This is a genomic window from Advenella kashmirensis WT001 (assembly GCF_000219915.2).
In the GTDB taxonomy this organism is placed as follows: domain Bacteria; phylum Pseudomonadota; class Gammaproteobacteria; order Burkholderiales; family Burkholderiaceae_B; genus Advenella; species Advenella kashmirensis.
Window position 1 is genome coordinate 3,464,841 of record NC_017964.1, and the last position, 26,824, is coordinate 3,491,664.

20 protein-coding genes and 9 pseudogenes are annotated in these 26,824 nt (G+C 57.4%); 11 read left to right on the forward strand and 18 right to left on the reverse strand.

Annotated features, from left to right (window positions below):
• The first annotated feature begins 59 nt into the window (after positions 1-59).
• The 3 genes and pseudogenes from TKWG_RS16245 to pyrF all read left to right on the forward strand — a co-directional run bounded on the left by TKWG_RS16245 (position 60) and on the right by pyrF (position 2,157).
• Positions 60-623, forward strand: coding sequence for a DUF1097 domain-containing protein (locus tag TKWG_RS16245; protein ID WP_014751884.1), 564 nt, complete (start codon positions 60-62; stop codon positions 621-623).
• Between the two features lie 308 nt (positions 624-931).
• The gene (locus TKWG_RS16250) at positions 932-1,327 is read left to right on the forward strand and encodes a diacylglycerol kinase (RefSeq protein ID WP_041709592.1); all 396 of its coding nucleotides are present in this window, start codon (positions 932-934) and stop codon (positions 1,325-1,327) included.
• Between the two features lie 6 nt (positions 1,328-1,333).
• Positions 1,334-2,157: pseudogene (pyrF, locus tag TKWG_RS16255) on the forward strand (orotidine-5'-phosphate decarboxylase).
• A 66-nt stretch (positions 2,158-2,223) separates the two neighbouring features.
• Here the strand turns inward: pyrF and TKWG_RS16260 are convergent.
• The 14 genes and pseudogenes from TKWG_RS16260 to TKWG_RS16325 form a co-directional block, all read right to left on the reverse strand.
• Positions 2,224-2,659, reverse strand: a pseudogene (locus tag TKWG_RS16260) (PIN domain-containing protein).
• Positions 2,656-2,913, reverse strand: coding sequence for a FitA-like ribbon-helix-helix domain-containing protein (locus TKWG_RS16265; protein ID WP_014751889.1), 258 nt, complete (start codon positions 2,911-2,913; stop codon positions 2,656-2,658). Before TKWG_RS16265 ends, TKWG_RS16260 begins: the two are co-directional and overlap by 4 nt.
• 188 nt (positions 2,914-3,101) lie before the next feature.
• Positions 3,102-3,614, reverse strand: a complete 513-nt coding sequence (locus tag TKWG_RS16270) for a CinA family protein (RefSeq protein WP_014751890.1) — start codon at positions 3,612-3,614, stop codon at positions 3,102-3,104.
• Positions 3,615-3,616: 2 nt separating this feature from the next.
• On the reverse strand, positions 3,617-4,168 hold the full coding sequence (locus TKWG_RS16275; protein ID WP_014751891.1) for a phosphatidylglycerophosphatase A family protein: 552 nt from the start codon (positions 4,166-4,168) through the stop codon (positions 3,617-3,619).
• 16 nt (positions 4,169-4,184) lie between these two features.
• Positions 4,185-5,179, reverse strand: a pseudogene (thiL, locus tag TKWG_RS16280) (thiamine-phosphate kinase).
• Positions 5,180-5,276: 97 nt separating this feature from the next.
• A complete protein-coding gene (gene nusB, locus TKWG_RS16285) occupies positions 5,277-5,720 on the reverse strand; it encodes a transcription antitermination factor NusB (RefSeq protein WP_014751893.1) in 444 nt (147 codons plus the stop codon).
• 29 nt (positions 5,721-5,749) lie between these two features.
• Positions 5,750-6,312: pseudogene (ribH, locus tag TKWG_RS16290) on the reverse strand (6,7-dimethyl-8-ribityllumazine synthase).
• Between the two features lie 16 nt (positions 6,313-6,328).
• The gene (gene ribBA / locus TKWG_RS16295) at positions 6,329-7,477 is read right to left on the reverse strand and encodes a bifunctional 3,4-dihydroxy-2-butanone-4-phosphate synthase/GTP cyclohydrolase II (protein WP_014751895.1); all 1,149 of its coding nucleotides are present in this window, start codon (positions 7,475-7,477) and stop codon (positions 6,329-6,331) included.
• Positions 7,478-7,582: 105 nt separating this feature from the next.
• Positions 7,583-8,005, reverse strand: a complete 423-nt coding sequence (locus tag TKWG_RS16300; RefSeq protein WP_014751896.1) for a RidA family protein — start codon at positions 8,003-8,005, stop codon at positions 7,583-7,585.
• 34 nt (positions 8,006-8,039) lie between these two features.
• A pseudogene (locus tag TKWG_RS16305) lies at positions 8,040-9,708 on the reverse strand (AMP-binding protein).
• 71 nt (positions 9,709-9,779) lie between these two features.
• The gene (locus TKWG_RS16310) at positions 9,780-10,949 is read right to left on the reverse strand and encodes an acyl-CoA dehydrogenase family protein (RefSeq protein ID WP_014751898.1); all 1,170 of its coding nucleotides are present in this window, start codon (positions 10,947-10,949) and stop codon (positions 9,780-9,782) included.
• A gap of 2 nt (positions 10,950-10,951) precedes the next feature.
• Positions 10,952-11,781: pseudogene (locus tag TKWG_RS16315) on the reverse strand (enoyl-CoA hydratase family protein).
• A 226-nt stretch (positions 11,782-12,007) separates the two neighbouring features.
• Positions 12,008-12,805, reverse strand: coding sequence for an SDR family NAD(P)-dependent oxidoreductase (locus TKWG_RS16320; RefSeq protein WP_014751901.1), 798 nt, complete (start codon positions 12,803-12,805; stop codon positions 12,008-12,010).
• A gap of 6 nt (positions 12,806-12,811) precedes the next feature.
• Positions 12,812-15,162: pseudogene (locus tag TKWG_RS16325) on the reverse strand (bifunctional salicylyl-CoA 5-hydroxylase/oxidoreductase).
• Between the two features lie 289 nt (positions 15,163-15,451).
• Here TKWG_RS16325 and TKWG_RS16330 point away from each other — a divergent pair.
• The 5 genes and pseudogenes from TKWG_RS16330 (at position 15,452) to TKWG_RS25365 (ending at position 19,593) form a co-directional block, all read left to right on the forward strand.
• A pseudogene (locus tag TKWG_RS16330) lies at positions 15,452-15,926 on the forward strand (MarR family winged helix-turn-helix transcriptional regulator).
• Between the two features lie 204 nt (positions 15,927-16,130).
• Positions 16,131-17,725, forward strand: a pseudogene (glpD, locus tag TKWG_RS27270) (glycerol-3-phosphate dehydrogenase).
• Positions 17,726-17,890: 165 nt separating this feature from the next.
• Positions 17,891-18,502 carry a CYTH domain-containing protein gene (locus TKWG_RS25355; RefSeq protein WP_407636858.1) on the forward strand — a complete coding sequence of 204 codons (612 nt, stop codon included), beginning with the start codon at positions 17,891-17,893 and terminating at the stop codon, positions 18,500-18,502.
• Between the two features lie 114 nt (positions 18,503-18,616).
• On the forward strand, positions 18,617-19,384 hold the full coding sequence (locus tag TKWG_RS25360) for a CHAD domain-containing protein (protein ID WP_050981638.1): 768 nt from the start codon (positions 18,617-18,619) through the stop codon (positions 19,382-19,384).
• Positions 19,363-19,593 (forward strand): CHAD domain-containing protein, encoded by a 231-nt coding sequence (locus TKWG_RS25365; RefSeq protein ID WP_041709595.1) that lies wholly within the window; start codon positions 19,363-19,365, stop codon positions 19,591-19,593. The genes TKWG_RS25360 and TKWG_RS25365 overlap by 22 nt, the downstream gene beginning before the upstream one ends.
• A 155-nt stretch (positions 19,594-19,748) precedes the next feature.
• Here TKWG_RS25365 and ftsY read toward each other — a convergent pair whose 3' ends face one another.
• A complete protein-coding gene (gene ftsY / locus TKWG_RS21825; RefSeq protein WP_148274669.1) occupies positions 19,749-20,978 on the reverse strand; it encodes a signal recognition particle-docking protein FtsY in 1,230 nt (409 codons plus the stop codon).
• A 571-nt stretch (positions 20,979-21,549) separates the two neighbouring features.
• Between ftsY and rsmD the strand changes: the two genes are divergently transcribed.
• The 3 genes from rsmD (at position 21,550) to TKWG_RS16370 (ending at position 23,181) form a co-directional block, all read left to right on the forward strand.
• Positions 21,550-22,158: a 16S rRNA (guanine(966)-N(2))-methyltransferase RsmD gene (gene rsmD / locus TKWG_RS16360; RefSeq protein WP_014751908.1), complete on the forward strand. Its 609-nt coding sequence runs from the start codon at positions 21,550-21,552 to the stop codon at positions 22,156-22,158.
• Between the two features lie 86 nt (positions 22,159-22,244).
• Positions 22,245-22,763, forward strand: coding sequence for a pantetheine-phosphate adenylyltransferase (gene coaD / locus TKWG_RS16365; RefSeq protein WP_014751909.1), 519 nt, complete (start codon positions 22,245-22,247; stop codon positions 22,761-22,763).
• A gap of 166 nt (positions 22,764-22,929) precedes the next feature.
• On the forward strand, positions 22,930-23,181 hold the full coding sequence (locus tag TKWG_RS16370) for a YfhL family 4Fe-4S dicluster ferredoxin (RefSeq protein ID WP_014751910.1): 252 nt from the start codon (positions 22,930-22,932) through the stop codon (positions 23,179-23,181).
• Positions 23,182-23,317: 136 nt separating this feature from the next.
• On the opposite strand, the gene TKWG_RS16375 is transcribed toward TKWG_RS16370, so the two are convergent.
• The 3 genes from TKWG_RS16375 to TKWG_RS16385 are packed head-to-tail and all read right to left on the reverse strand — an operon-like array spanning position 23,318 to position 26,451.
• Complete coding sequence (locus TKWG_RS16375) at positions 23,318-23,692, reverse strand: MOSC N-terminal beta barrel domain-containing protein (RefSeq protein WP_014751911.1); 375 nt, start codon at positions 23,690-23,692, stop codon at positions 23,318-23,320.
• 59 nt (positions 23,693-23,751) lie between these two features.
• On the reverse strand, positions 23,752-24,831 hold the full coding sequence (locus tag TKWG_RS16380) for an AsmA family protein (RefSeq protein WP_041709597.1): 1,080 nt from the start codon (positions 24,829-24,831) through the stop codon (positions 23,752-23,754).
• A 21-nt stretch (positions 24,832-24,852) separates the two neighbouring features.
• Positions 24,853-26,451 carry an AsmA family protein gene (locus TKWG_RS16385; protein WP_041709598.1) on the reverse strand — a complete coding sequence of 533 codons (1,599 nt, stop codon included), beginning with the start codon at positions 26,449-26,451 and terminating at the stop codon, positions 24,853-24,855.
• Positions 26,452-26,824: the final 373 nt, after the last annotated feature.

Below are 26,824 nucleotides of genomic sequence, written 5' to 3' on the forward strand. Positions count from 1 at the left end.
GTCAGCTGCTGAAGACCGGTTAAAACCGGATTTTATGTATCACTGATGAAAGGATAGTCATGACTCAACTCAATGCAGCAACATTCAGCGCGTTTGCACTGACGACCATCGTTCTTTATGTGCTTGGATTCTTCACTTTTATTCCACCGTGGGCCGTGTTCATCACATGGGCTTGTTTCTTTCATATGAATGGCGGGGCCAACCGCAATCAGGCATTCATCACGACCATCAGTCATATGGCGCTCGGCGCAACAGCGGCATGGATATCAGCAATTGTCCTTTTGAACAATCCCTTCGACAGCGAATGGGGTCAGCAACTCTGGGGACCGGTGTGTATCGGTACAATCATTGCGACTCTTACAAGAATGGGAACGATTGCCCTGTTCAGCGTGACTCCGGCAATCATCTACGGATACGCCAGCATTTTTGCTTTTGCCACCACGGCGGGATTGTTTGCGACGGAACACCTGCTATCGGTGTCGTTCAATAATGCATTGCTTGCAATATTGTTCAGCACCGTGGTCGGAGCCTCAGCTGGTTATATAAACGCCGCATTAGTTGCCGCTTTGGTCGGACACGAATCGACGAAGGCGTCCAAAATGGAGTCGGTTGTTAGTGAGTGATGTGAAAAGAGTGGATTGAGGGTTTGGTAAATTGAAGGAGTAGCTCGCCCTGAGCCCTTTTATCTGCAGCAAAAGATTGTGTCGTTCTATCATCCGCCCAATGGACTACCCAGGGATTCAAGACTCTTACCAGCCTTACGCGCCTATTGCCGCCCAGATGGTGTGGCGACGGTTACTGTTGTAGAAGACGTCAATATAATCGAATACACCAGCGCGGGTCATATCTCGGTTCTTGTAGACGCGTCTGAATGAGCCCGCATAGCGCCGTTTAATCAAGCCGTAGCGTTTTGTGAACTACAATGTCGTTCATGAATCGACCAAGCCATCCGCACGGCCGCAAAAATCGCGGCGCACTGCGTTTTATCCAGTCGACTGTGTACTCGGCACAGGGGTTTCGTGCAGCCTTTTCCAGCGAAGAAGCCTTCCGCCAGGAATTGATTGTCTGCATCACGCTCACGCCCTTTGCCTTCCTGCTGGGGCGCAATTTTGCTGAGATCGTTGTGTTGCTGGGGGTATTGGTCAGCGTCCTGACGGTAGAGCTTATCAATTCGGCCATCGAAGTGCTGGCCGATACGGTTAGTGCAGAAACGCACCCGCTGATTGGCCAGACCAAGGATATTGCCAGCGCTGCGGTCATGATGGTAATTACTTTCGCCGGTCTGGTCTGGTTTGGTTTGCTCTTAGTTCGTCTGTTTTCACATTAATTATTCATGACATTTATCGAAAAATTGGAATCCGCCTGGCAAAGCCAGAACTCCCTTCTCATGGTCGGCCTAGACCCTGATCCCGAAAGACTACCGGTTAGCATGAAACAGAACCGCGAATCCACATTCGAGTTCTGCAAGGGCATCGTAGATGCATCGGCACCCTACGCCTGCGGTTTCAAACCGCAAATAGCCTATTTTGCTTCACAGGGCGCAGAAGAACAGCTGTCACAACTGTGCGCCTATATCCACGAGACCTATCCGCATTTGCCCATTGTGCTGGACGCCAAGCGCGGCGACATTGGCACAACGGCCGAGCATTACGCTCGCGAGGCGTACGAACGATATAAGGCCGATGCCGTTACCGTCAGCCATATATGGGATTCGACTCCATTGAGCCATACCTGGCATGGAAAGACCGGGGCATTATTATTCTGTGCCGCACCTCCAATCCGGGTGGCTCAGACCTGCAATTTGTTGAGTCTGCCAGCGGGGAGCCGCTATATCTGCATGTGGCAAGTATGGTCGCAGAAAAATGGAACACACACGGCCAGTGCGGTCTGGTGGTCGGCGCCACCTTCCCTGAAGAGTTGAGCAAGGTCCGCGCCCGGGTGGGTGACGCCATGCCGCTGCTGGTGCCGGGCATCGGCGCCCAGGGCGGAGATATCGAAGAAACCGTGACGGCCGGCCGCAATATCGCCGGCACCGGCATGATGATCAATTCATCACGGGCGATTTTGTACGCCAGCTCGGATGAAAACTGGAAAGAGGAAGCGGCTCGTGTCGCACGGGAGACGCGCGACCAGATTAATCAGGCGCGCGCAGGCTGAAGCGCTTGTGCAAAACGAGGTAACCTGAGTCATACAGGCAGGTCTCGTGCCATGACAAGTCCGCTTTCAATGTATCTGAGGGTACTGTTTCCAGGGATTGATCACTGAGACTGCCGACTGCCGTAAACGGGCTGACGTCTCGTGTTGCTACGATAAAACCATTGGTTGCTGCAATGGCTGCAATATAACCATCATCCTTGCCTACAGGCTTACCTTGCGCTTTTGCGCTGGCCATCAATTCAGCATAAACCCTGGACGCATCCAGATCAAAAGCAAGAACACGCCCCTTGAATGCTGGCAGCACCTCTTGCTCTAACCTGTCTTGATAGATCTTACGGCGTCTACCCGCCGGCATGGTCGCCACCCCATATCGTATTTCAGCCACGGTTACTACCGACAGATACAGCGTTTCAATCGCCTGAGCATCGATCCATTCCAGCACGTTCGGATCGGGCTTGATCCTCCATAGCTCAGAAATTACATTCGTATCCAGAACGATCATTCAAACCCCATAGGCTCGGCTGGTGTTTTGTCACGAAGCTCTTCAAAATGCTCCACCTCTGCCTCAGTCAATCCGCCGGCTTCCTGGACAATGCTGGTCATTAACGAACCGAGTTGAAGACGCCCTTCTGGTCTGGCTGCCTGTTCAAGGATACTGCGGATCTCAGCTTCGGTGCTGCGCCCATGTTTGGCGGCACGAAGGCGTAATGCACGATGAACTTCATCGGGGATATGTCGGATAGTGACCGATGCCATATCAATATCTCCTTTTGATTACTTCGATATCAATTATAGTTTATGATATCAACATAATCAAATGACGCGACTTCATCTCAGATAGGCATGTTAGGCGTGCGATGAGTATATGCACCAATCGCGGTCAGGACTTCACGGCAGCCACCAGCCCAGCCCTACCCATGCGTCGCAGCCCTGCCAGAATCAGTTCAATTTTCCTCGACGATGCGTCGGGTAATTTCCATGGCGTAGATAACCGCCTGGACACGCACCTGATGGCGATCCCCGACAAAATTCTGCGAGAATGGCAGCGTGACGATGCCGTCGGCCTTGCGGTAGGAAACAGCGAAGCACACCAGGCCTACCGGTTTATGTGTGGTGCCGCCGTCCGGGCCCGCAATGCCGGTCGTGCTGACCGCGCAGGTGGATAGGGGCGCATTGCTCAGCACACCTTCGGCCATTTCGATGGCCACTTCTTCACTAACGGCCCCGAATTTATCCAGCGCAGCCTGGTTCACGCTCAGCATGTCCATTTTGGCTTCGTTGGTATAAGTTACAAACCCCCGATCAAACCACTGGCTGGATCCAGGGATGGCGGTAATCGCACCCGCCAGCAGGCCCCCGGTGCAGGATTCTGCGGTACCCAGCAGCCAGCTCTTTTTCTTGAGCGCCTCTCCCAACTGGGCAGCGACCTGCCACTGCTCACTCAACAACTCTGACATACTTACCCCAACATTCTGGTGGCGATCGCCATGATGAACAGCGTATAGGCCGCTGCCACCACGTCGTCCCACATGACGCCGAACCCGTTTTTGAGCGTACGATCAAAGTAGCCGATGGGTGGCGGTTTGACGATATCGAAAAAGCGAAAGAGAATAAAGGCGACCAGTTGCCAGCCCAGGTTCATGGGCGCAACCAGCAGCAGGACCGCCCAGAAGGCGACCATTTCGTCCCAGACAATGCCGCCGTGGTCATCCACGTGCATTTCCTGGGCGACGCGATGGCAGCAATAGACGCCATAAGCGAAGCAAACCAGAATAAACAGGGCCATGTAAAAATCTGTGCCCAGCACAAAGCTGAGCGGCCACCAGAGCAGCCAGGCCAGCAGGGTACCCCAGGTTCCCGGTCCTGGTCTGATCAGCCCGGCGCCAAGCCCGAAGGCAAAAAAGCGATGGACATTAGCCCGGATCCAGCCGAAAGTAGGCCATTGCGCTTTCACGGTCGTTTTGGTGCCAGCGGCATTATGTATCGTTTGCGGTTGAATGTCTTCTATCATGCAATTACTTCTGTGTTTACGGCTTGCGCCGACGAGCTGGCCGGAAATGGTCGAAACCCGCTGGAAGTGCGGAAATATCCTGTTGCGCAGCATCAAGTACCCGCAAACCCTGCCCGACGTGAACCTGCCCAATGCGCGTAAGCGTCACAGGCAGGGTTGCAGCAATGGCTTGCAGTGCCGCTCTGGCAGTCTGCGGCGCCGTAAAACACAACTCGTAGACGTCACCCCCGCCCAACACGGACTGGCGCAATTGCTGCGGATCATCGTCTGGCAGGCTAAGATTAACAGGCATTAAAGATTCATACAATACGGCAGCGACGCCGCTGGCATGCAAAATATGTTTCAAGTCCTGCACCAGGCCGTCGGAAAGGTCGATGACGGCATGCGCCAGCGGCCGCAGGGCAAGCCCCAGCGCCACGCGCGGTTCGGGCCACTCCAGGGCATGCCGGGTGGCCTGCAGTGTCTGGGTTTCGCTTTCAGTAAGGACCTCACCGGCCTTCTGGCGCAGCAGCAGATTCAGGGCCCAGTCGGCGGCGCCCAGGGTGCCGGAGACCCAGATATCATCACCGGGCAGAGCCCGGCTGCGCAACAGAAACGGCTGAGTCACTTCGCCCAGCACGGTCACGCTGATGACAATATCGTGTTCGCTGCGAGTGGTATCGCCGCCGATCAGGGGGCATTGGTATTTATCGGCCAGGCGGTTAAAGCCCCGGGAAAACGCCTCCAGCCAGTCGGCATCGTAACGCGGCAGCGCGATGCCCAGCAGGCAGCCGCGCGGCGTCGCTCCCATGGCAGCCAGATCGGACAGATTAACGGCCAGTGATTTGTGCCCCAGAGACTCGGGATCCACGTCGGAAAAGAAATGACGCTCTTCAAGCAGCAGATCTTTACTGATAGCCATGGATGTGCCGGCGGTGGGCGTGAGGATGGCGCAATCGTCTCCCACCGCCATGTCTACAGAGGTTGCGGGCGGGTAAAAAACTGACGGATCAGATCAAATTCGCCGGACATAGAAACCGCTCTTCAATTACCGCGAGCCCACGGCTTCGCAAATGCATCCGGCTAGCGCCAGGCGCCGGCCGAAGCGCGCATGCTCCCCAACCCCGGATCAGCGTCCGGCATTGACTTCGAGCGAACGCACACGGGCTGCCAGTTTGTCCAGTACGCCATTGACAAACTTGAAGCCGTCGGTGCCACCAAACTCCTTGGCCAGCTCCACCGCTTCATTAATGGCCACTTTGTACGGCACATCTACATGGTGGATGAGTTCGTAACTGCCGATAAGCAGAATGCCGTGCTCGATGGGCGAGAGTTCGTCCAGCGGGCGGTCGATATAAGGCACGAATGCTTCGCGCAGCGCCGGCGCCTCGGCAAAAACGCCATGCAACAGCGTTTTGAACCAGACCGGATCGGCATTTTCGAATTCCGGGCTGTCCTGAATGTGAGCGTCGATGGCGCCAGCCTCGCGCAGGTCAGTGTCGCCACTGACCAGCCAGGCATAAATACCCTGAAGGGCAAATTCGCGCGCCCGGCGGCGCGCACTGCGATGCATTGTTTTATTATCCTGAGCCACTCGTTGTCCTATCGCCTTGGGGTATCTGCTACTTCTTCGGTTTCATCATCTTCGTCGTCCTGGTCGTCGTCATCATCCAGATCTTCGAAGTCATCATCTTCGTCTTCCGACTCGGGCACCAGCGCAGCCGACAGATTGGCCATTTCCACGGCAACCTGGCGCAATCCTTGCCTTTCTGTTCAGCGCGGGCCTTGGCCTGCTCTTCGTCTTCTGTGGTCAGAATACCATTGGCCACCGGCACATTGGTATCCATGGACACCCGAGTAATAGCCGCAGCACTTTCATTGCTGACGATTTCGAAGTGATAGGTTTCACCACGAATGACGGCACCCAGGGCGATCAGCGCATCAAATTCGTAGGTTTCGGCCATTTGTGCCAGCGTCAGGCCCACTTCGAGCGCGCCGGGCACAGTCACGACCATAATGTCGCGTTCGTCGACACCCAGCTCGCCAAGCTCGGCCAGGCAGGCTTCGAGTTCGGCAAAACCAATTTCCTCGTTAAATCGTGCGCACACGATACCGATATGCAGGCCTTCGCCATTCAGATCAGGGGCGAGTGTATAGGGTTTCATAGCCATTCCTTTAAAGTCAGCGGGGGTCAGAAGAAGTTTCGTAACCTGTCACGGTAAGTGCATAACCAGTCATGCTTGGCATTTTACGTGGAAGTGCGAGCAGGCGCATCTTTCCGACGTTCAGTTCACGTAATATTTGCGCGCCGATACCGTAAGTGCGCAGATCGTAGCGATCATCCCTGCGCGCGGTGCTCTCGGTTTCTCCCCATTTCTCCAGCGCCTCGATCAGGCCTTTTTGCGATCCCTGGCAGTTAAGCAGCACAAGAACACCGGCCGGGCTGGCGGAAATCGCCTCCAGCGCCTGGGCGATACCCCAGCTGTGTGCATTGCGCTCCAGGTCCAGCAGATCCAGTACCGATACCGGCTCATGCACGCGCACCAGCGCTTCCTGGTCGGGATCGATCACGCCATGCACCAGTGCAATATGCCCCGCGCCCGACATGCTGTCCTGATAGGAGACCGCTTCGAACTGGCCGAAAGGGGTTTTCAGGTTTTTGCTGCCCAGGCGGCGAATCATGGATTCGTTTTCGCTGCGATACTGGATCAGATCGGCGATCGTACCAATTTTCAGATTGTGTTCACGGGCGAAGGTAACCAGGTCGGGCAGACGCGCCATGCTGCCATCGGGTTTAAGAATTTCACAGATGACCGCAGCTGGCGTCAGGCCTGCCATGGCGGTCAGATCACAGCCTGCTTCGGTATGGCCGGCACGGATCAGCACCCCGCCCGATACCGCCTGGACCGGAAAAATATGTCCGGGATTGACCAGATCCTGAGGTTTGGCGTTCTTGGCAACGGCCGCCTGAATGGTGCGGGCCCGATCAGCAGCGGAAATACCGGTAGTGACGCCTTCGGCGGCCTCGATGGACACGGTAAAGTTGGTACCAAAGGATGTGCCGTTGCGCGAGGCCATCAGCGGCAACTCCAGCTGGCGGCAACGTTCTTCAGTCAGCGTCAGGCATACCAGGCCGCGGGCGTGGGTCACCATGAAATTGATGGCTTCGGGCGTGACAAAGTCTGCCGCCATCACCAGATCGCCTTCATTTTCGCGATCTTCTTCGTCAACCAGAATGACAATACGCCCCGCCTTGAGCTCTTCGACGATTTCAGAGACGGGAGAAATGGTGCAGTCGGGCACCAGAGAAACAGGGGCGGCAGAAGTCATGATCGTGCTTGAATCCGGAAAGACTGGCGCTGGCGCAGCGCACCAGCAATGGGCAAAAGCGTTATTTTACCCCGTCACCCCTGTAAAAGGCGGCAAGACCCCCATTCAGTCCGAGGATTGTTGGGGGCCGCGCACCACGGCGGTGACCTCGATTTCCACCTTTGCCCGGTCTTCCACCAGGCCGGCCACCTGCACCGCCGTCATGGCCGGGAAATGCCGGCCGATGACATTGCGGTAATGCTCGCCAATCGCCGGATAGGCCGCCACATATTCACGCTTGTCCGTCACGTACCAGTTCATGCGGACAATATCGGATGGCGCCGCCCCGCCCTCCCTGAGGACCGCCACGATATTTTCCAGGGTCTGGCGCACCTGCTCGCCCAGATCGTCGGATTCAAACTGCTGTTGCCCATTCCAGCCGATCTGGCCGCCAACAAATAGCAGGCGGCTGCCGGCTTCAACAGTGATCATGGTGCCGTTGGCATAGCCGCGGGGCTTGGTCCAGTCTGAGGGTTGCAATATTTCCATGTTTTCAGTTTCCTATTCCTATTACCGATCCCTATTACCGGGTTTCGGCCATTTTTCTCAGAACAAAACGCTGCAGCTTGCCGGTTTCGGTGCGCGGCAGCTGCTCCACAAATTCAATTTCGCGCGGATACTTGTAGGGCGCCGCTTCCTGCTTCACATAATCCTGCAGGGTCGCGATCAGTGCGGCGTCGGGCGTAAAGCCTCGTTCAGCACAACATAGGCCTTGACGATTACGCCGCGCTCGGCATCGCTGCGGCCTACCACCCCGCAGTCGTTCACCGCTTCATGAGTCATGAGCACGCTTTCGACTTCCGGGCCGGCAATGTTGTAGCCTGCCGAGACGATCATGTCGTCGTCGCGGGCGCGATAATAAAAGTAGCCGTCGTCATCCATCACAAAAGCATCGCCGGGCAGATTCCACTGCTGCTGCACGTAGCGGGACTGGCGTTCATCGTCCAGATAACGACAGCCGGTCGGGCCGCGCACAGCCAGCCGGCCCAGCGTACCGGGCGGCACCTCGTTCATATCAGCATCAACTACCTTGGCCTGATAGCCGGGCACTACCCGACCAATCGCGCCATCACGGATGTCATTACCGGTACTGGAAATATATACATGCATCATTTCCGTACCCCCAATGCCATCCGTCATATTGATGCCGCTGGCCTTTTTCCATATCTGGCGCGTATCATCGGGCAACGCCTCGCCGGCCGACACGCAAATCCGCAGCGAAGCCAGCGGATAACCTTCGGCCAGCGCCGCCATCTTGCGATAGAAGGTAGGCGCCGTAAAGGTCATGGTTACCTTGTGATCGGCAATGATCTGCAAAAAGCGTCGGGGGTCAGCTTTTCCACCAGCAACGTCGAACCGCCGGCGCGCAATGGAAAGCACAGCAACCCGCCCAGCCCGAAAGTGAAGGCCAGCGGCGGCGTGCCGCAAGCGATATCAGTCTCCCGGGTTTGCAGCACCTGGCTGGAAAAGGTATCGCACATGGCAAGCACATCGCGATGAAAGTGAATGCAGCCCTTGGGCTTACCGGTAGTGCCGCTGGTAAAGGCGATCATGCAGGGGTCATCGCGCAGCGTCTGGGCGTCGTAGGGCGCGTCGCTTTTGGTGTCGGCCCTTGCCTGCATGCTATCGGGCGCATGGACCGCATCGGGTCCTTCGTTGCCAAACGCCATAATCTGCTGCAGTGTGGGGCAATAGTTCGGGTGATCGGGGTTGCGGCAATGCGTCAACTCCTGCAGCAACCGTTCGTCGCAAAGCGCCGCCTGTGCCTGTGAGATCTGCACAATGGCACTCAGCTCCCGGGCGCGCAGCAGCGGCATGGTAGGTACAGCGACAATTCCGGCCTTCAGGCAAGCCAGCAGCGCGCCTGCCATGCCCACGTTATTGGGTCCGCGCAGCAGCAACCGGTTACCCGATACCAGCCCCAGATCTTCGGTCAGCACCCGCGCCAGTTGGTTGGTCCATTGCGCCAGCGCCTGATAGCTCATCTGTTTTTGCTGGCCGTCCTGCAACCAGCGCAATGCAATGTTCTGGCCACGCCCTTGCTGCACATGCCGGTCAATCAGTTCCACGGCACTGTTGAGCTTCTCGGGGTATTGCAATTGTGGCAAGTCGAACAGGTACTGCGGCTGCTGCCCGCTATCGGGCAGATGCTCAATAACAAAGCGGTCCTGCAATCCCGTCTGTGCTGTCATGTCTTGTCTCCTGTGTTAGCGGCTTATCCGGCGGCGCGGATAAGTCAGGAAGTCTGTGCTCCCGTTTCGGTTCAGTCCCGCAGTAATTCGCGTGCAATAATCAATTTCTGCACTTCGGTAGCGCCTTCATAAATACGCAGGGCGCGAATATCCCGGTACAACCCTTCCACACACTCGCCGGCCACCACGCCCTGCCCGCCAAACAGCTGGACGGCCCGGTCAATCACCTGCTGCGCCGATTCGGTTGCAAACATCTTGGCCATGGCCGCTTCCTTGGTGGTTCTGGCCTGGTACACGTCACGCCGCCAGGCGGCGCGATAGGTCAGCAGGCGGCTGGCATCCAGCGCCGTAGCCATATCGCCCAGCGCGGCCTGCGTCAATTGCAGGTCGGCCAGCACGCCGCCAAACATCTGCCGGGTCTTGCTGCGCGCCAGGGCTTCATCCAGCGCCCTGGCGGCAAAGCCGTTGGCTGCCGCCGCGACCGATGCGCGGAAGATATCCAGCACCTGCATCGCCAGCTTGAAACCCTCACCCCTGGTCCCCAGCAGAGCCTCGGAAGACAGCCGGCATTGCTTCAATTTGAGCACCGCCATCGGATGCGGCGCCATCACGTGAATGCGTTCGGACGTGTCCAGCCCCTTCGCATTGCTGTCCACGATAAAGGCGCTGATGCCCCGCGCGCCTGGCAGAAAATCGGTGCGCGCAAATACACAATAGAAATCGGCAATGCCGCCATTGGAGATCCAGGTTTTGACGCCATCCAGAACATATTCGGATCCCTGCTGCGTGGCCTTGCAGGCCATGGCGGCCACATCGGACCCGGCATCAGGCTCGGACAGGGCGAAGGCGGCAATCAGCTCGCCACGCGCCACGCGCGGCAGATAGGATTTTTTCTGTGCCTCGGAGCCGCCCAGCACAATGGCGCCGCTGCCCAGGCCCTGCATGGCAAAGGCAAAGTCGGCCAGGCCGTGATAGCGAGCAAAGGTCTCGCGAATCAGGCAGATCATGCGCGAATCAATCTGCTCCAGCGCACCGCCCCAGGCGCCATTGGGCCCCGCCGGAACCGCGTAGCGCAGCCAGCCGCCCTCTCCCATCCTGCGTACCAGTTCGCGACAGGTATCATCGGTATTGCCTTGCGGTACATTGCGCAGATTATCCTGTGCCCAGCGATCCAGTTCGACGGCAACATGGCGGTGTTGCTCATCGAAAAAAGGCCAGTCCAGAAACTCATGATCAGGCATGGTCAGTCTCCCTCGAACACGGGCTTGTTTTTGGCCACGAAGGCATGATAAGCCCGATGAAAATCCCGGGTTTGCATACAGATGGCCTGAGCATGGGCTTCGGCATCAATGGCGTCGTCCACGCCCATATTCCATTCGTGATGCAGGCAATGCTTGGTAATGCCATTGGCAAAGGTCGGGCCCGCGGCAATCTGCGCTGCCATGGTGTGCGCAGCCGCCAGCACCTGGTCCGGCTCATGCAACTGGTTATAGAAGCCCCATTGGTGACCTTCCTGGCCAGACATGGAGCGACCGGTGTAGAGCAGTTCACTGGCGCGGCCCTGGCCGATAATGCGCGGCAAAATCGCACACGCCCCCATGTCTGCGCCCGCCAGGCCGACCCGGGTAAACAGAAAGGCGGTTTTGCTGTCGGCCGTGCCCAGCCGGATATCGGACGCCATGGCCAGGATGGCGCCCGCGCCCGCGCATACGCCCGCCACCGACGCGATCACCGGCTGCGGCAACCACGCATGGCCTTGACCAGATCACCGGTCATCTGAGTAAAGGCAAGCAACTGGGGCATGGACATGCGGGTCAGCGGGCCGATAATTTCATGCACATCGCCACCCGAACAGAAATTGCCGCCGGCGCCGGCAATCACCACTACCTTGATGTCACTGGCGAAGGACAAGGCGCGAAACAGATCACGCAGCTCGGCATAGGAATCGAAGGTTAGCGGGTTTTTTCTTTCCGGCCGGTTCAGCGTAATGGTGGCCACCTTGTGGTCATCGCTGACCTGCCAGTCAAAATGCGTGGCCTGATAGCCTGCCAGTGGCTTACCCTGATCCTGCATGGGGTTGATGTCATCTGAAATAGTCATCGTGTCTCTCCTGTTTTCCTTGCGGCAAATGCGTGAATGCTTCGGCATTTACATTTGTCATCGCTGCTTTCCCGCCTGATCAGCGCATGATATTTTCATCTGCCTGACGGGACCGTCCTGTTCGTTGCCCGCTTCCCGCGCTACGGAACGTCCCTAGGCAGGCAGCAGGCTATTTGCTAACAGCACATTGCGCCGTGCCCTAGCCGGCCATTTTCTCGCCACCATCGACCGGGACGGCTTGCCCATTGATACTGCCCGACTGCGGCAGACACAACCACAGTACGGCATGCGCTGCTTCCTCGGGTTGCACCAATCTGCCCTGCGGATTGTTGCTGGCCAGTGCCGCCTTTGCCTTATCTGCGGTCATGCCGGTTTTGGCAACCATATTGGCCACGGCGCCATCAAGCAGCGGGGTTTCGGTATAACCGGGGCACACGGCATTGACGGTAATATTCTTTGTCGCCAGCTCCAGGGCAAGGGCACGGGTCAGGCCCACCACCCCGTGCTTGGCTGCACAATAAGCCGTGACATAGCCATAGCCCTTCAGGCCGGCAACACTCGCCACATTCACAATCCGCCCCCAGCCCTGCGCCAGCATGTCGGGCAACGCAGCGGCAATGCATTGATAGGTCCCGGTCAAATTCACCTGCAGCATCCGGTTCCAGAACTCGGTATCCATTCTGTCAAAGCGTTCGCTCTGCGCTTGCCCGGCATTGTTGACCAAAATACTGATCGGACCAAAACGCGCCCGCGCTGCGTCAAAGGCGCTGCCGATTGCCTTTTCATCTGTGATATCGGCCTGTACCGTGTGCACTCGCTGCGCATCTGCAGAAAGCCTGGCCGCGGCCGCGGCCAGGCGCTCGCCGTTGCGGGCCAGCAGCGTCACCCTGGCGCCGGCATCCAGCACCAGGCGTGCTACTTCAAGCCCGATCCCCTGGCTGGCGCCGGTAATCAGCACGTGACGATTGTCCAATGAAGGTGTAGCGATCTGCTTCATGATGATTTATCCGTTCTGCATTGATTGGGCCCGTTCGAACAGGGTCTCGATTTGCCGTTTGCCCGCGCTGTACTGCCGGGGCCAGTTCACTTGCGTGTAGCCGATCCTGGCGGTTTCGCTCAGCGTCCAGGCCGGGTTGGCCAGATGAGGGCGGCCGATGGCGCACAAATCTGCCCGACCCGACGCAATAATACTGTTGACCTGGTCGGCCTCTGTGATGGCGCCGACCGCCATGGTCGCAATCCCTTCCTGGTTGCGGATTTCGTCTGCAAAGGGCGTCTGGTACATGCGCCCATACACCGGCTTCTGGTCGGGGCTGACCTGGCCTGACGAGCAGTCGATCAGATCAGCACCCGCGACCTTGAAGGCCCGGGCAATCAGCACTGCATCGTCTGCCGCAATGCCACCCTCGACCCAGTCGCTGGCGGAGATACGCACATTCAGCGGTCGGTCTTCAGGCCACACCGCGCGCATCGCCTTAAATACTTCAAGAGGAAAACGCAGGCGGTTTTCCAAGGAGCCCCCGTAGGCATCCGTGCGCTGATTGGTCAGTGGAGAAATAAAGCACGACAACAGATAGCCATGCGCACAATGCAGCTCAAGTACGTCAAACCCCGCCTGTGCGGCAAGCTGGGTAGACTGCACGAACTGCCCGGTAATCTGCTGCATATCTGCGGCATCCAGCGCCTTGGGCACTTGCGAGATGCCGGGCAAATACGGCAGGCAGATGCCGAGACCAGTGGCCAGTTGTCCGATTCCAGTGGCATATCAATGCATCCCAGGCCGCTTTGGTAGATCCCTTGCGACCCGCATGGCCCAGTTGAATGCCGATTTTTGCATCCGATTGCGCATGAACCGTCTGCACGATATGTTGCCAGGCCTGTAACTGGGTCGCGTTCCACAAGCCCGGACAATGCGGCGTAATCCGCGCCTGGGGCGATACGCAGGTCATTTCAACCATAACCAGCCCGGCGCCGCCCAGGCGCGCGCCAGCAAATGCTGGAAATGAAAGTCGCCGGGCACCCCATCAACGCAAGAGTACATGGCCATGGGCGAGACCACGATCCGGTTCTTCAATTTCACAGAACGCAGGCTGAACGGCGTCCACATGGGTGGGATCGCAGCGGCAGTGTTGTCCGCGCCTGCGACCCTCTCAGGAGCCTGGTCTGGCCGGCCTGATGACTGAACCAGCTTTCAAAATGATGCATCCATTGTGGATCGCGCAAGCGCAGGTTTTCATGTGAAATACGCTGCGAGCGGGTCAGCAGCGAATAGGCAAACTGCTCCGGCGCCAGCTGACTATAGCGTTTGACATTTTCGAACCATTCGGTGGAGTTGCGTGCGGCATTCTGGATTTTCAGCACTTCGATGCTGCGCTGCGCTTCATAGTGCGTCAGCGCCGTGCCGATATCAGTGTGGGTACGGAAACTGCCAGCCAGTTCAATGGCGTCTTCCAGGGCCAGCTTGGTTCCCGAACCAATGGAAAAATGCGCAGTATGTGCGGCATCGCCCATCAGCACCACGGGCACGGTTTTACCATTGGGCAGTTGCTGCTGATGCACCCATTGCTCGCAGATCACGCGAGGAAACTGAATCCAGATGGCCGATCCGCGCAAATGCCTGGCATTGGACAACAGCTTGTGTCCGTCAAGCCAGGGCGCAAAGAGGGCCTCGCAATAGGCAATGCCCTCCTCCTGCGACATCGTATCGATTCCGGCGGCGCGCCAGGTTTCATCTCGGGTTTCCACGATAAAGGTGGACATGCCTTCTTCATACTGATAGGCATGTGCCTGAAACCAGCCGTGCTCCGTATTGACAAAGGCAAAGGTAAACGCATCAAACGTCTTTTGTGTACCAAGCCAGACAAAACGGCAGCGCCGTGTGTCGATATCCGGCTTGAACGTATCGGCGTAGCGCGTCCGGATGCGGCTATTGATGCCGTCCGATGCAATGACCAGATCCGCCTCATAATCCATTGCGATGGCCTGATCGTCTTCGGCCACGGTCTCGAACACCAGCTCCACGCCTAGATCCAGGCAGCGCTGTTGCAGGATATTGAGCATCTTCTTGCGGCCGATACCGATAAACCCATGTCCGCCGCTGCGGATTGTGGTCTGGCCGATATGAATATCAATATCGTCCCAGTGGTTGAATTGGCGGATGATCTGTTCGGCCGTGGGCAGATCAGCCTTTTTCAGGTTTTCCAGCGTAGCGTCAGAAAACACCACGCCCCAGCCAAAGGTATCAAACGGCCGGTTACGTTCAATAACCACCACCCGGTCCTGCGGATTGCGTTTTTTCAACAGCAGCCCGGCATACAAACCTGCGGGGCCGCCACCGATACATACAATATTCATGACAGATCCTTTGAACGCAGTCTGTGACCGTTGCCTGCCGCGCCGTCTTGCTGGCGGCGCCGAGGCAGACACTAGAGCGCAGCACTGCAGTTTTGCCTGTTTCACAATTGTGATTTATTTTAAGTTTAAACTAATTTATAATGCACTACAAACTTTTTTTAAACAGGCGGCAAAGGGTGCCTTATGCCGAGCATGGGCACCCGAACCAACCGGGCAGCGTTTACAATCTGCCCGGCCCCACACGAATGGCCATATCGTTTTATTTACGTTTATTTCAGCAGGAGCAGTTATGCAACACGATCTGGAAACCCGTGCCGCAACCATTGATCATTCCGAATTGCGTCTGTGGCTGCGCCTGCTTACCTGCACCAGCCTGATCGAAAATCGCATCCGCAATTATCTGCGCGTGCAATTCGATTGCACCCTGCCGCGTTTTGATCTGATGGCGCAATTGGCCAAAGAGCCGCAAGGCATGCGAATGGGCGACCTGTCAGCAAGACTGATGGTCAGCAACGGCAACGTCACCACTATTGCCAATCAGCTGGAAAAGGAAGGGCTGATCCTGCGCCAAGGTCAGCAGTGAAGACCGCCGCAGTACCTTTTTGCGACTCAGCGCAAAGGGTCGTCGGCAATTTGACCAAATGGCCTCTGCCCACGAAGCCTGGCTTCAGGATATGTTCAGCGACATGCCCAAGGCCAATCAGAAGGATCTGTACGCGCTGCTGGCCGACCTGAAGCAGGCAGCGCTGGCATCAAAGCAATGAACACGCCTTGCACTGGCGCGCTCCCCGCCAAATGAGCATGCCAGAGTTTGCCTGACCCCGGTGGCATGCCCGGCCGTGCCGACAACGGTGAAATGCCAGGGGCAGAACACCCGGCTTCAAGACAGCGCCAATCGGGTAAAATAATCTTTTTTGACGATACCGCCCGGGCATCAATTGGCGAGATCTTTCATTGGAGCAGTACGGATGAATGCGGCAACGATTCAGCAGAACGATCAACCAATCCACCAGACAGATCTGTTGGTGATCGGTGGCGGGATCAACGGGACCGGCATTGCGCGTGATGCGGCAGGACGCGGCCTGTCTGTATTGCTCTGTGAACAGGACGATCTGGCCAGCGCTACGTCATCGGCCAGCAGCAAGCTGATCCACGGCGGGCTGCGCTATCTGGAACAATACGAATTCCGTCTGGTGCGCGAAGCGCTGGCCGAGCGCGAAGTGTTGTTGAATATCGCCCCGCATATTGTGCGCCCCCTGCGCTTCGTACTGCCGCACGATCACACCCTGCGTCCGGTATGGATGATTCGTGCCGGGCTCTTTCTCTATGATCATCTGGCCAAACGCTCGGCGCGCCTGCCGGGATCCCGCCATATCCGCCTGGACGATGACTCTGCATTTGCCCTGCCCATGAGCGAGCGTATCAAACAAGGTTTTATTTACTCGGACTGCCAGGTGGACGACTCCAGGCTGGTCGTGCTCAACGCCATGGATGCGCAGGCACGCGGCGCGCAGATTCTGACGCGAACCACCTGCATTGGCGCACGCGTTCAGGATGGGCGATGGCTGGTGACCCTGCAAGATGCCAGGGGCCGCCAGGTACAGGTCAGCGCCAGGGTGCTGATCAACGCCGCCGGCCCTGGGTTGAAAATGTACTTGGCACGCTGCGCGACCCCAATGCCCGGCCACGCAATCACCTGCGCCTGATCAAAGGCAGCCACCTCGTAACGCGCAAGCTATACGAAGGCGATCATGCCTATATCCTGCAGAATGATGACAAGCGGATCGTTTTCATTACGCCGCATCGCGGTGACTATTCCATGATTGGCACCACCGATGTGGATTTCAATGGTGATGCACGTACCGCGCACATTTCCGAAGAAGAAACCGATTACCTGCTGTCGGTGGTCAATCGCTACCTGCGCCAGCCGGTGCAACGCGACGCCATCGTCTCAAGCTGGGCAGGTGTCCGCCCATTGTATGATGACGCCCAGGGTCAGGCCGCTGCCGTCACCCGCGATTATGTCTTTGATGTGACCGGCGGCAAGAACGGCGAACCGGCCATGCTATCGATTTTTGGCGGCAAGATCACCACGTATCGCAAACTGTCCGAACACGCATTGGAAAAGCTTCAGCCCTTTGTGCAACAGGGACCGGCCTGGACCGCCAGCGCGCCACTGCCGGGCGGCCAATTGCCCGACCTGGACCCACAGCGCTATACGCAGCAATTGCAAGTGCGCTACCCATGGCTGGATACTGCGCTGCTTGCCCGTCTGGTGGCGGCCTATGGCTCTATGACAACTGAAATTATCGGCGATGCCGATTCCGTTGCTGCGCTGGGCATGCATTTCGGACACGGCCTGTACGAGGCCGAAACGCGCTGGCTGATCAATCGCGAATGGGCGCAAAGCACCCAGGATATCCTGTGGCGCCGCACCCGTCTGGGCCTCAAGTTCAGCGTGGGGCAACAACAAACGCTGGAACACTGGCTCACCGGCAGAACCCTGGCGGCAGCCACGGCGTGCGACGCATTTTTTAAGACAGAACCGGTCACGTCAGTCTGATCGCGCCGGGTGCACACACTGCCGGCAGTGAACATAAAACCCTTGTGGCACGACGGACAATGTATTTCTTATTTATGACATGTCATCAAATATGCGCAGCCGGAGTGTTATCATCCTTGGGATAAACTCCCACCTCTTTGCAGTGTAACTACATTAATAATGACTATGTCTGAACAGGAACTTAAGCTACATGTGCCTGCCCCCGCGGCTGCGCAAGTAGAAAAGGCGCTGAAAAAAGCGAAATGCGAAACCATCGCGCTGCGCGCCATGTATTTCGATACCGCAGATCGCGAACTGGCCAAATCAAAAATCGCCATCCGGTTACGCCTGGAAGGCGATAACTGGGTGCAAACGCTGAAAATGCCCGGCAGCAATGCGCTGACCAAACTGGAATTGAATCACAACCGTCCCAGCCCGGTTCTGGATTTGAGTTTGTACGCAGGCACGCCGGCCGAAGCCGCTCTGCTCAAACTGGCCAAGCCGCTGGAACTGCGCTACGAAACCGATATTACCCGGTTGTATCGGCGCCAGCGCACGCGCAAGGGCACCATAGAAATCGCCTTCGATACCGGCGTGATCCGTGCTGCCGAACTGGAATTGCCGGTTTCCGAAGTGGAATTCGAACTGGTGTCGGGTTCGCCTGAAGCCATCTTTGAGATCGGCAGAAAATGGCTGTCTCAGTACAAGCTGGTTCTGGACCTGCGCAGCAAGTCACAGCGCGGCGACGCCTGGCGCAATCTGCAGCCAATATCAGGCTTGCGGACAATGCCAGCGTAAAGAATGCGACACGCGACAGCGAAGTGCTGCGTTTCTGGGCGCCCCGCAAGCGCGCGCCTACGAAATTGACAAACAGGATAGCGCCACGCAGGCGCTGGTCTCGGTCACGACCGAATGCCTGGAACAAATCTGTGCCAACGCCGGCGCCTGGCTGAAATTGATACACTGGGCGTTGTTGTGGTAGGACGGCCCGAGCATGTGCATCAATTGCGGATTGGGATGCGGCGCCTGACCAGCAACTGGAAGCTGTTTGCCGGCCTGGCATGGCTGCCAGACCAGGAAGTACGCGATGAGCTTCGCGTGCACCTGGGGCGATTTGGCGCCACGCGGGATCTGGACGTCATGCTCGCGACCGTGGTACCGGTCCTGAACAAAGCAGGCATGCCTGCCATGCAGTTCAGCTCGCACGAAGATGGGGCCACACCGCACGACATCGCCAAAGACCCGTCATTTCAGCAATGGCTGCTGCGGCTGCTGGAGTGGACGGTACTGACGCCCACAACCGATCCCGTGGCCGTTATATCGGATGACACCGAACAGGTTCAACTGGATGTGGTTGATGACGAACAACTGGCCGATTTGATGCACAGTGAGCCAGCCGCAGCCGAGCAAAGCATTGGAGCAGCGCCAGTGCCTGCAGCGGTCGGCGCCTCCACCCAGATTGAACCGATCATCATCCCCCTGACGCCACTGCCACATGGCCGCCCTGTTCTGCGCAGATTGCTGGAGCAGCGCCTGAACAAATGGAACAGGCAAATCGTCCGTCACTGGAAAACCGAAGATAAATCGGATATTGAGGCCTATCATGACCTGCGCAAGCGCATCAAGCGCATGCGTTACGCCCTGAATGTATATGAAGCTTGCGCCCCAATTGCAACCTGAGCGGATATGTAAAGAAACTGGCAGCAGCACAGGAAGTATTCGGTCATCTGAACGATATGTCTACTGCCCTCACGTTCTTTGCCGCGCACACGCAAACCCATCCTGGCGCCTGGTTCGCCGTGGGCTGGCTTACTGCCACGCTGGAAACCCTGAAACACCAGGCTGATGAAGCGCTGACGCATATCCCCGCAAAAATCCGCTACGACTGATACCCCACCCCGATCATGATCGGCACAGGATCAAAAAAACACCCTGCAAGCTCGGATTGTCTATTCCGGTTTGCAGGGTGTCTTTTTTAATAAAAAGGCTCGGTTAAGCGCTGTCATGAGATGGCAGGCATTTATCAGCCCGGCCCTGTGGCCGATTAATCGCCCAGCAACGCGCCGGCAAATTCGGACGCCACAAAGGGTTGCAGATCCTGCAATGACTCGCCCACGCCAATCCAGTAAACCGGCACGGGCCGCACGCCCTGACTGCCCGCAGCCACGGCTGCCAGCGTACCGCCTTTGGCCGTACCATCCAGCTTGGTCACGACCAGCCCGGTCAGCGTCAAGGCCGCATCAAAAGCCTTGATCTGCGAAATGGCGTTTTGGCCGGTATTGCCGTCCACCACCAGCAAAATCTCGTGAGGGGCGTCGCCATCGGCCTTGCCGATCACGCGCTTGATTTTCTTGAGCTCTTCCATCAGATGCAATTGAGTAGGCAAGCGGCCGGCTGTATCCACCATGACAATGGACGCCTTGCGGGCACGCCCGGCATTAACCGCATCGAATGCCACCGCAGCCGGGTCGCCGCCATCCTGGGCGATCACGGCCACATTGTTGCGCGACCCCCATTCAATCAGCTGTTCGCGTGCCGCGGCGCGGAAAGTATCACCAGCGGCCAGCAACACACTGTGCCCCTGCGCCTGAAAATGGTGAGCAAGTTTGCCAATGGAGGTGGTTTTGCCTGCACCGTTCACACCCGCAATCATCACAACCCGCGTCTGTCCGGCGCCTGCATCAAACTGCTTTTCCAGCGGCGCCAGATGCTCTGCCAGCAGATCGCGCAGCGCGTGCTTGACGGTTTGTGCGTCTTCAATGCGTTCTTTTTTCACCTTGTTGCGCAGTTTGCCCAACAGCGATTCGGTCGCTTCCATCCCCGCATCAGCCATAATCAGCGCGGTTTCCAGCTCTTCAAACAGATTCTCGTCAACTTTGACGCCGACAAACAGCGAACTGATATTCGATCCGGTCCTGGACAGACCATCCTTTAAGCGTGCCAGCCAGGACTTGCGGTCTGATTTGGGACGCTGTGCCGTGCTGGACGCTGCCGGCGTCTGCTCGGCAGCGGCAGCCGTTTCGGATATAGCAGTTACTGCGGATGTGGCAGATACTAGCGGCGTTGCCGGTGCTGCAGGTGCCTGGGGTGCTTCGGACCTTGCCGAAACGGCACCTATCTCGGGTGCTGCTGCGGGCGCTTGTGTCGCAGCCGGTGCAACAGCGGGCTGCGGCAGAGTGCCTGCGGCAGAAACGCTCTTTTGCCCGCCCTGTACAGCGGTTTGGCTAGTCGCGCCCGAAGCCTGGCTCGCAGACGGAGCCAACACCGCATCCATGGTTTTTTTCAAGGTTGCCGCTTTTTCGGTCAGATCCACATGAACTGGCGCAGTAGCGGGCGCAGACTGCACTTTGCGCTGCGCTTGCGGCGGCAAGGATGATGTCGACGGCGTGGGCTCAGCCGCAGGGACAGCAGCAGCCGGCACTGGGGGCGGTTCGGCCGAGGCAGGCGTGGCCACCGTCTCTTGCGCTGGCGGCTCCTGAACCGGGGGCGCTTTGGATGGCGGCTCCTGCGGGGGCGGCTCAACCGGTGCCGGCGGCTCTTTGGCCGGCGGTTCGGGCAAAGTCGGCTCCCGAACGGGCGGCTCCTGCGCGGGTGGTATGCCCTGGGCCGCCTGCTCGGTCTCTACCGGTTCCGGGGCAATCGTATGCTCGGGCACCGGCATGAGGGCCGCACCTTCTTCAAGCGTTTCGGGCTGACGGGTCTCAAGCACCGGTTCAACGGGCTTTTCAACTGGCTCGCTGGTTTTCTTTTTACGTTTGAAAAAACTGAACATAGGTTGTCGCAGGAAAGTGAATACTACAATAACAATAGGATTCCCTATTTTAACAGTGTACGTCGCAACAATGATGAAACCAGCAAACCGCCCCGCAGGCACTTCCGGCAAACGCCAGACCATCCGAATTATCGGCGGTCAATATCGTCGCTCGCAGATTCCGGTGGTTGATGCCGACGGCTTGCGGCCGACCTCAGACCGCATCCGCGAAACGCTGTTTAACTGGCTGAACTATCTGTGGGACGGCCGGTTCGACGATAAATCGGTGCTGGACCTGTTCGCCGGTACAGGAGCGCTGGGCTTTGAGGCTGCCTCACGTGGCGCCGCGCACGTTCAGATGGCCGAAACCAGTCCGGCCGCGCTGGCGACACTGCGCGCCACGCGCGATAAATTGCAGGCCAGCCAGGTACGTATCAATAGCGCCGATGCCTTTCTGATGTTAAAACGCATGGATGCCTCCAGATTCGATCTGGTCATGCTTGATCCGCCCTTTGCCGGCAAGCTGTTTGACCGCATCTTTCCTTTTCTGCCGGCCATTGTCAAACCGGGCGGCCTGGTATACATTGAATCGGACCAGCCCGAAGACCCGGGCTCCGACTTCCCTGCTATCCGCCAGGGCAAGGCGGGACAGGTGTATTATCAGTTACATGAACACCTTATTGCACCGCACAAAAGCGAGTAAATACCTTATAATCGACGTTCCTTTAAACGCTCGGGCCGGTTTTCGGCCTCTTTCCCGGCATCGATCGGGAGCAAACGGAGCTCATGATGATCACTGCTGTATACCCAGGGACATTTGATCCTCTCACCCGCGGACACGAGGATCTGGTCCGACGCGCAGCCGGGCTGTTTGATCATGTTGTGGTTGGCGTCGCCGTCAGCGCGGGTAAAAATCCGCTGTTTACCATCGAAGAGCGCTTGCAGATTGCCGAAGAAGTGCTGGGTCACTATCCTAATGTTTCTGTCAAAAGCTTTGGCGGTCTGCTCAAGGATTTTGTCCGCAAGGAAGATGCCCGCATCATCGTGCGCGGTCTGCGCGCTGTATCAGACTTCGAATATGAGTTTCAGATGGCCGGCATGAATCGCCATCTGCTGCCCGACGTTGAAACGCTGTTCATGACCCCGTCCGACCAGTACCAGTTTATTTCCGGCACGTTTGTCCGTGAAATTGCCCTGCTCGGTGGTGATGTGGGTAAGTTTGTATTCCCCTCGGTCGAGCGCTGGCTGCAGGAAAAATCCCAGGCCCGCCTGGCTGCCAGGAACGCGCAGGCGCCCGAGAGCGAATAAGCAAACCCAAAGGGCACGCCAGAAGTAATATCGGCACCAACGGTGCCGCCAGGCCTTGGGCACGCGGCGGCCCCATTAACCCTGATACGCTTGCCTGTTTTCAGGTATTTGCTCAACCATTGGCGTACACTGTCACTGTGTATAAACGAAAAGCGCCGGAAAGATTATGGCCCTGCTGATTACCGATGAATGCATCAACTGCGACGTCTGCGAACCGCAGTGTCCCAATGAAGCCATCTATATGGGTGTGGATTTCTATGAAATCGACCCTGCCAAGTGCACCGAATGCGTTGGACACCATGGCGAGCCGCAATGTCAGGTGGTCTGTCCTGTCGAGTGTATTGAGATCAATCCGGAATGGAAAGAGTCTCAGGATATGCTCATGGCCAAGTTCTACAAGCTGACAGCCGTAGCCTGACCAACCCGTCCCGCAGCGGTCCGCATGTGATGGCGGACCGCCAGCCGAATTGTCGCTGATTTACCCCCTGCTGCCGCTTTCCGCCTGCCACCGAAAATAATGGCCACAGCGTTATCGGCACCGGCGACTACGCACCTCAGGCAGTCAGGTCTTCATCGGGATGCAGCTTGACCAGCCGAATTGGCCGCGCCAGCAACTTGCTGAACCACGCATCGGCCAACTGCCCCTCGCTGACCACGCGCAAGGCACGTCCATCAAGCTGCGCCTCTTCAAAAGCCTCTTCATCATCTTCCAGCACATCCACCGGGATATCCAGCCGCAGCATGCCAGGCGCGCGAATGACCAGGTAATCGAAGCGAATGGAAAGTTCGATTTGTTTCAGGGCCGGATCGTCCCGGTCCACCGCCCGCGACTGCTCGTCAACAAGCAGCCAGCGCAATTGTGCTGCGGGCTTGACTGGCCCCGCAATAGCCGGGCATTGATAAATAGGCTGAAAATCTGATGTTGTCATAATGCAGAATCAAAAAGGAAAAAGGCTGCGCAAAGACCGGAATATAACAAAAGGCCGGTCTACTTAGTGGGAGCGGGTGTGGGCACAGCGGGTGTTGTCGGTTCAGCTGCCGGTTTATCGCCTGCGGCAGGTGCAACGGGGGCGGCCTGCCCTGCGGGCGATGGGCTGCCGCCGTTGGCACCTTCGGGTTTGGTCGGTGCTGTCGCCGGCGCTGGCTGGCCTTCTGTCGCTGCACCAGGTTGCGGCTCAGGCGCGGGCACAGCGGCCTCCTGTGCAGCAGCCTGCTCGGCGGCCTGCTTTTGCGCCTCTGCCTCTTTGTCCTTGCGCTGCTTAACGAACTGGCCCAGCGGAGAATTGTTCAGGCGCTGCCACTTGACCTTCAATTGCGCACCCTCGGGCGAGCCGGTTAATTCAAACGGCAAGGTTACCTGTTTAATGCTCACGCGCAAGCCATCCTGATTCAGCGTGACCGGCTGGCGCGTGACAAACTTGCCTGGGAAAGAAAACTGGTTATTGATCAGGTTGTACACCGCCAGATTTTCGTCGGCCTGGATCAGCAGCGGATCGGTCAGCAGACTGAAATGCGCAAAATGCAATTCGCCCTTATCAAGTACCAGTTTGGTTTTCAGCGTTTCATACGGGGTTTTGGCCGCCGGATCAAATTTCCAGGTACCAGCCTGTTCAATGTTATTGGCATACGCTGCAGGATCGGCAAGCACCGGCGCCAGATCAAAACCGCTGATCGCGCCGTCGCGCGCCTCACCCTCAAGCGAGCCGGTGGCATTGCTTAGCCAGTTGGCGCCTTCGGGTGTATTTCTGGAAGCAAAGACCAACGAGAAGGTGCCCGTACCGGTCATGACCGGATTCATACCCAGCCCCTTGAGCAACGGCTCAATGGAGACGTCCTGGAAATTGAGTTTGGTCGTGACTTCATCGTCCTTCATATTGATCAACGCATCGCCCTGCACCTGTCCGTCAAAAATACTGGACTTGATATCGGTGATACCCAACTGGTCTTTGGTGAAGTTTAAGGCTGCCGTCACATCGTTATACACCACGCCATGATAGGTAATCTGTTTGAGGCTGGCGGTGCCGGATCCGATAAGCGAACCCATCAGGTCGCTAACCAGATTGCGCACAGCGGTAGTGGTAGCTTGATCTCAGCCTGCTGCGGTGCTGCGGGCGCTTCGTGCGTTGCCGGTCGCGGGCGCGGTGGCAGCATCACCCGACACATTGTCGATCAGCTCATCCAGATTCACCGAATCTGCGCCCACGGCAAAGCGCACGTAAGGCTCATCAAACCTGGAAATATTGCCATCAAAACTGAATTTGCCGGAATTGATGACGGCATCGGCCTTGAAACTGGCAACACTTTTGAGGAAATCGGCGCTGAAGGTGCCGATCACGGGAATGTTCTGCTCCCGCGTTTCCACGTCCTTGAGCACCACATTGCCACTCATGGCCGAGAGCGCGAACAGGCGCCGCGCCAAGTCCATTTTGGCAGGCGAAGAAATATTGAAATTGACCGCGCGTTTATTGCCACGGGCGTATGCGCCTTCCAGCTTGATCTGAGCCACATTCAGGGCATCGGACGTGCCGCTGATGCCTTCCATGCGGAAATTGACGCCGAACTGTTCCTTGCCCTTGATCCGGACAGAGCCGGTCAACGGCTTGCCGCCTGCCCCGGTGGGCGAGATATCCAGCGCCGGCGAATTGAGCACCCATTCGTAGCTCTCGTCGTCTTCATCGGAGGCCGTGCCCTTGACCGCGAAATTGGTCATCTGCAACAGCGGCGCCGTCGAATCAAAATTCAGCTTGGGCGCCGCCAGGCTCATATCCAGGTTGCGCAACCCCGTGCCTTTGGCGCCCTTGCCCGAAATGGTCAGATCAATACCCGATCCGGTAAGCGCGTGTGCAAAACTATCGACTTCAAAATCACCGGTCAGGGTGCCGGTTTGCACATCCACATCACCCACGACGCCCTTGATATTGGCTTCCAGATTGCGCGCCGAATACAGCTTGGTGACCGGGTCCAGCTTGACCAGGCCCTGGATATTCACACTGGCGTTGGCAACGGGTCTTGCGCCTTCCAGATTGCCCGTTACAGACACATCGAAAGGTTGATCAAATGTGACCCGGCCGGTATTGACCGTCATCCGGTTCAGGCGCATATCCAGATTGTTCAGCCTGTCCTTATAGAATATCGCGCCGTTTTGCACTTCAAGCCCGGCAATATCGATTTTAAAATCGGTTTTTTTGGGCTGTGGCAAAACGCTGTTGCTTTCGGGGGCTGCGGCAGGACTCGGACGAATTTCATCGCTTTTGAAGCGCGGATCAACTGCCTCTATGGTGGGCGGGGTCTGGCTCAGCAGGTCGTCAAAGTTAAAATTGCCTTTTTCATCGCGCACGATCCAGCCCTTCAGACCGGAGACAGCAACATGATCGACCACCAGACGATTCGACATCAGCGGCCAGATGGCCACGGCAAAACGGGCGCTGTCGATAGACGCAAACGTGGTGGTGGAATTGGGTTCGGACAGTGAGATTTTTCGAACCGACAGACCGATACGCGGAAACAGGGATAGCTCCAGGTCGCCTTCGATGACCATGGTACGGTTGTATCGTTCCTGCACAATGCTTTCGATCTTGTGTTTATAGGCGTTCGGATCGAACGTCAGTAAAAAGACGGCTGCGCCGACAAAGGCAAACAGCATCAGTACCACAAGGCCGATCAAAATTCTTTTAAGCCAGACTTTCATGGGCGGCTTGGTCTCTCATTCATAATAAGTGGGAACAGCCCGCTCAAGGACCGTCTGTCATTCCGATAATTGCAACCGACAGTAGCGGCTCTGCCACGTGTGTAAAGTGGCCATGAGCGGCAAGCATGCGCGCCGGGAACGGCCAAACCACATTACCCATGCAAAGCAGTACTGGCACATAAAAATGTGCAACATACCACCATCATGGCCACGCTATGGATCGGCGGTCGCGATGCACAGCGCCGGTGACATGCCAGGCATGTGCACGTTTTATGCACTTCATGCAATGCATGTCGCAGGCGGCGCTTCTTTTCATAAAAAGATGCTCCGCCTGCCGGTTGAGCTCACAATCGTGCTGTGCCTGCCGGATCTG

Excerpts from the sequence above, each read along its gene's own strand:
- TKWG_RS16245 (WP_014751884.1), top strand. The coding sequence starts at position 60 with ATGACTCAACTCAATGCAGCAACATTCAGCGCGTTTGCACTGACGACC.
- TKWG_RS16250 (WP_041709592.1), top strand. The coding sequence starts at position 932 with ATGAATCGACCAAGCCATCCGCACGGCCGCAAAAATCGCGGCGCACTG.
- TKWG_RS16265 (WP_014751889.1), bottom strand. The coding sequence starts at position 2,913 with ATGGCATCGGTCACTATCCGACATATCCCCGATGAAGTTCATCGTGCA.
- TKWG_RS16270 (WP_014751890.1), bottom strand. The coding sequence starts at position 3,614 with ATGTCAGAGTTGTTGAGTGAGCAGTGGCAGGTCGCTGCCCAGTTGGGA.
- TKWG_RS16275 (WP_014751891.1), bottom strand. The coding sequence starts at position 4,168 with ATGATAGAAGACATTCAACCGCAAACGATACATAATGCCGCTGGCACC.
- nusB (WP_014751893.1), bottom strand. The coding sequence starts at position 5,720 with ATGCATCGCAGTGCGCGCCGCCGGGCGCGCGAATTTGCCCTTCAGGGT.
- ribBA (WP_014751895.1), bottom strand. The coding sequence starts at position 7,477 with ATGACTTCTGCCGCCCCTGTTTCTCTGGTGCCCGACTGCACCATTTCT.
- TKWG_RS16300 (WP_014751896.1), bottom strand. The coding sequence starts at position 8,005 with ATGGAAATATTGCAACCCTCAGACTGGACCAAGCCCCGCGGCTATGCC.
- TKWG_RS16310 (WP_014751898.1), bottom strand. The coding sequence starts at position 10,949 with ATGCCTGATCATGAGTTTCTGGACTGGCCTTTTTTCGATGAGCAACAC.
- TKWG_RS16320 (WP_014751901.1), bottom strand. The coding sequence starts at position 12,805 with ATGAAGCAGATCGCTACACCTTCATTGGACAATCGTCACGTGCTGATT.
- TKWG_RS25355 (WP_407636858.1), top strand. The coding sequence starts at position 17,891 with ATGTCTGAACAGGAACTTAAGCTACATGTGCCTGCCCCCGCGGCTGCG.
- TKWG_RS25360 (WP_050981638.1), top strand. The coding sequence starts at position 18,617 with ATGCCTGGAACAAATCTGTGCCAACGCCGGCGCCTGGCTGAAATTGAT.
- ftsY (WP_148274669.1), bottom strand. The coding sequence starts at position 20,978 with ATGGATGCGGTGTTGGCTCCGTCTGCGAGCCAGGCTTCGGGCGCGACT.
- rsmD (WP_014751908.1), top strand. The coding sequence starts at position 21,550 with ATGAAACCAGCAAACCGCCCCGCAGGCACTTCCGGCAAACGCCAGACC.
- coaD (WP_014751909.1), top strand. The coding sequence starts at position 22,245 with ATGATCACTGCTGTATACCCAGGGACATTTGATCCTCTCACCCGCGGA.
- TKWG_RS16370 (WP_014751910.1), top strand. The coding sequence starts at position 22,930 with ATGGCCCTGCTGATTACCGATGAATGCATCAACTGCGACGTCTGCGAA.
- TKWG_RS16375 (WP_014751911.1), bottom strand. The coding sequence starts at position 23,692 with ATGACAACATCAGATTTTCAGCCTATTTATCAATGCCCGGCTATTGCG.
- TKWG_RS16385 (WP_041709598.1), bottom strand. The coding sequence starts at position 26,451 with ATGAAAGTCTGGCTTAAAAGAATTTTGATCGGCCTTGTGGTACTGATG.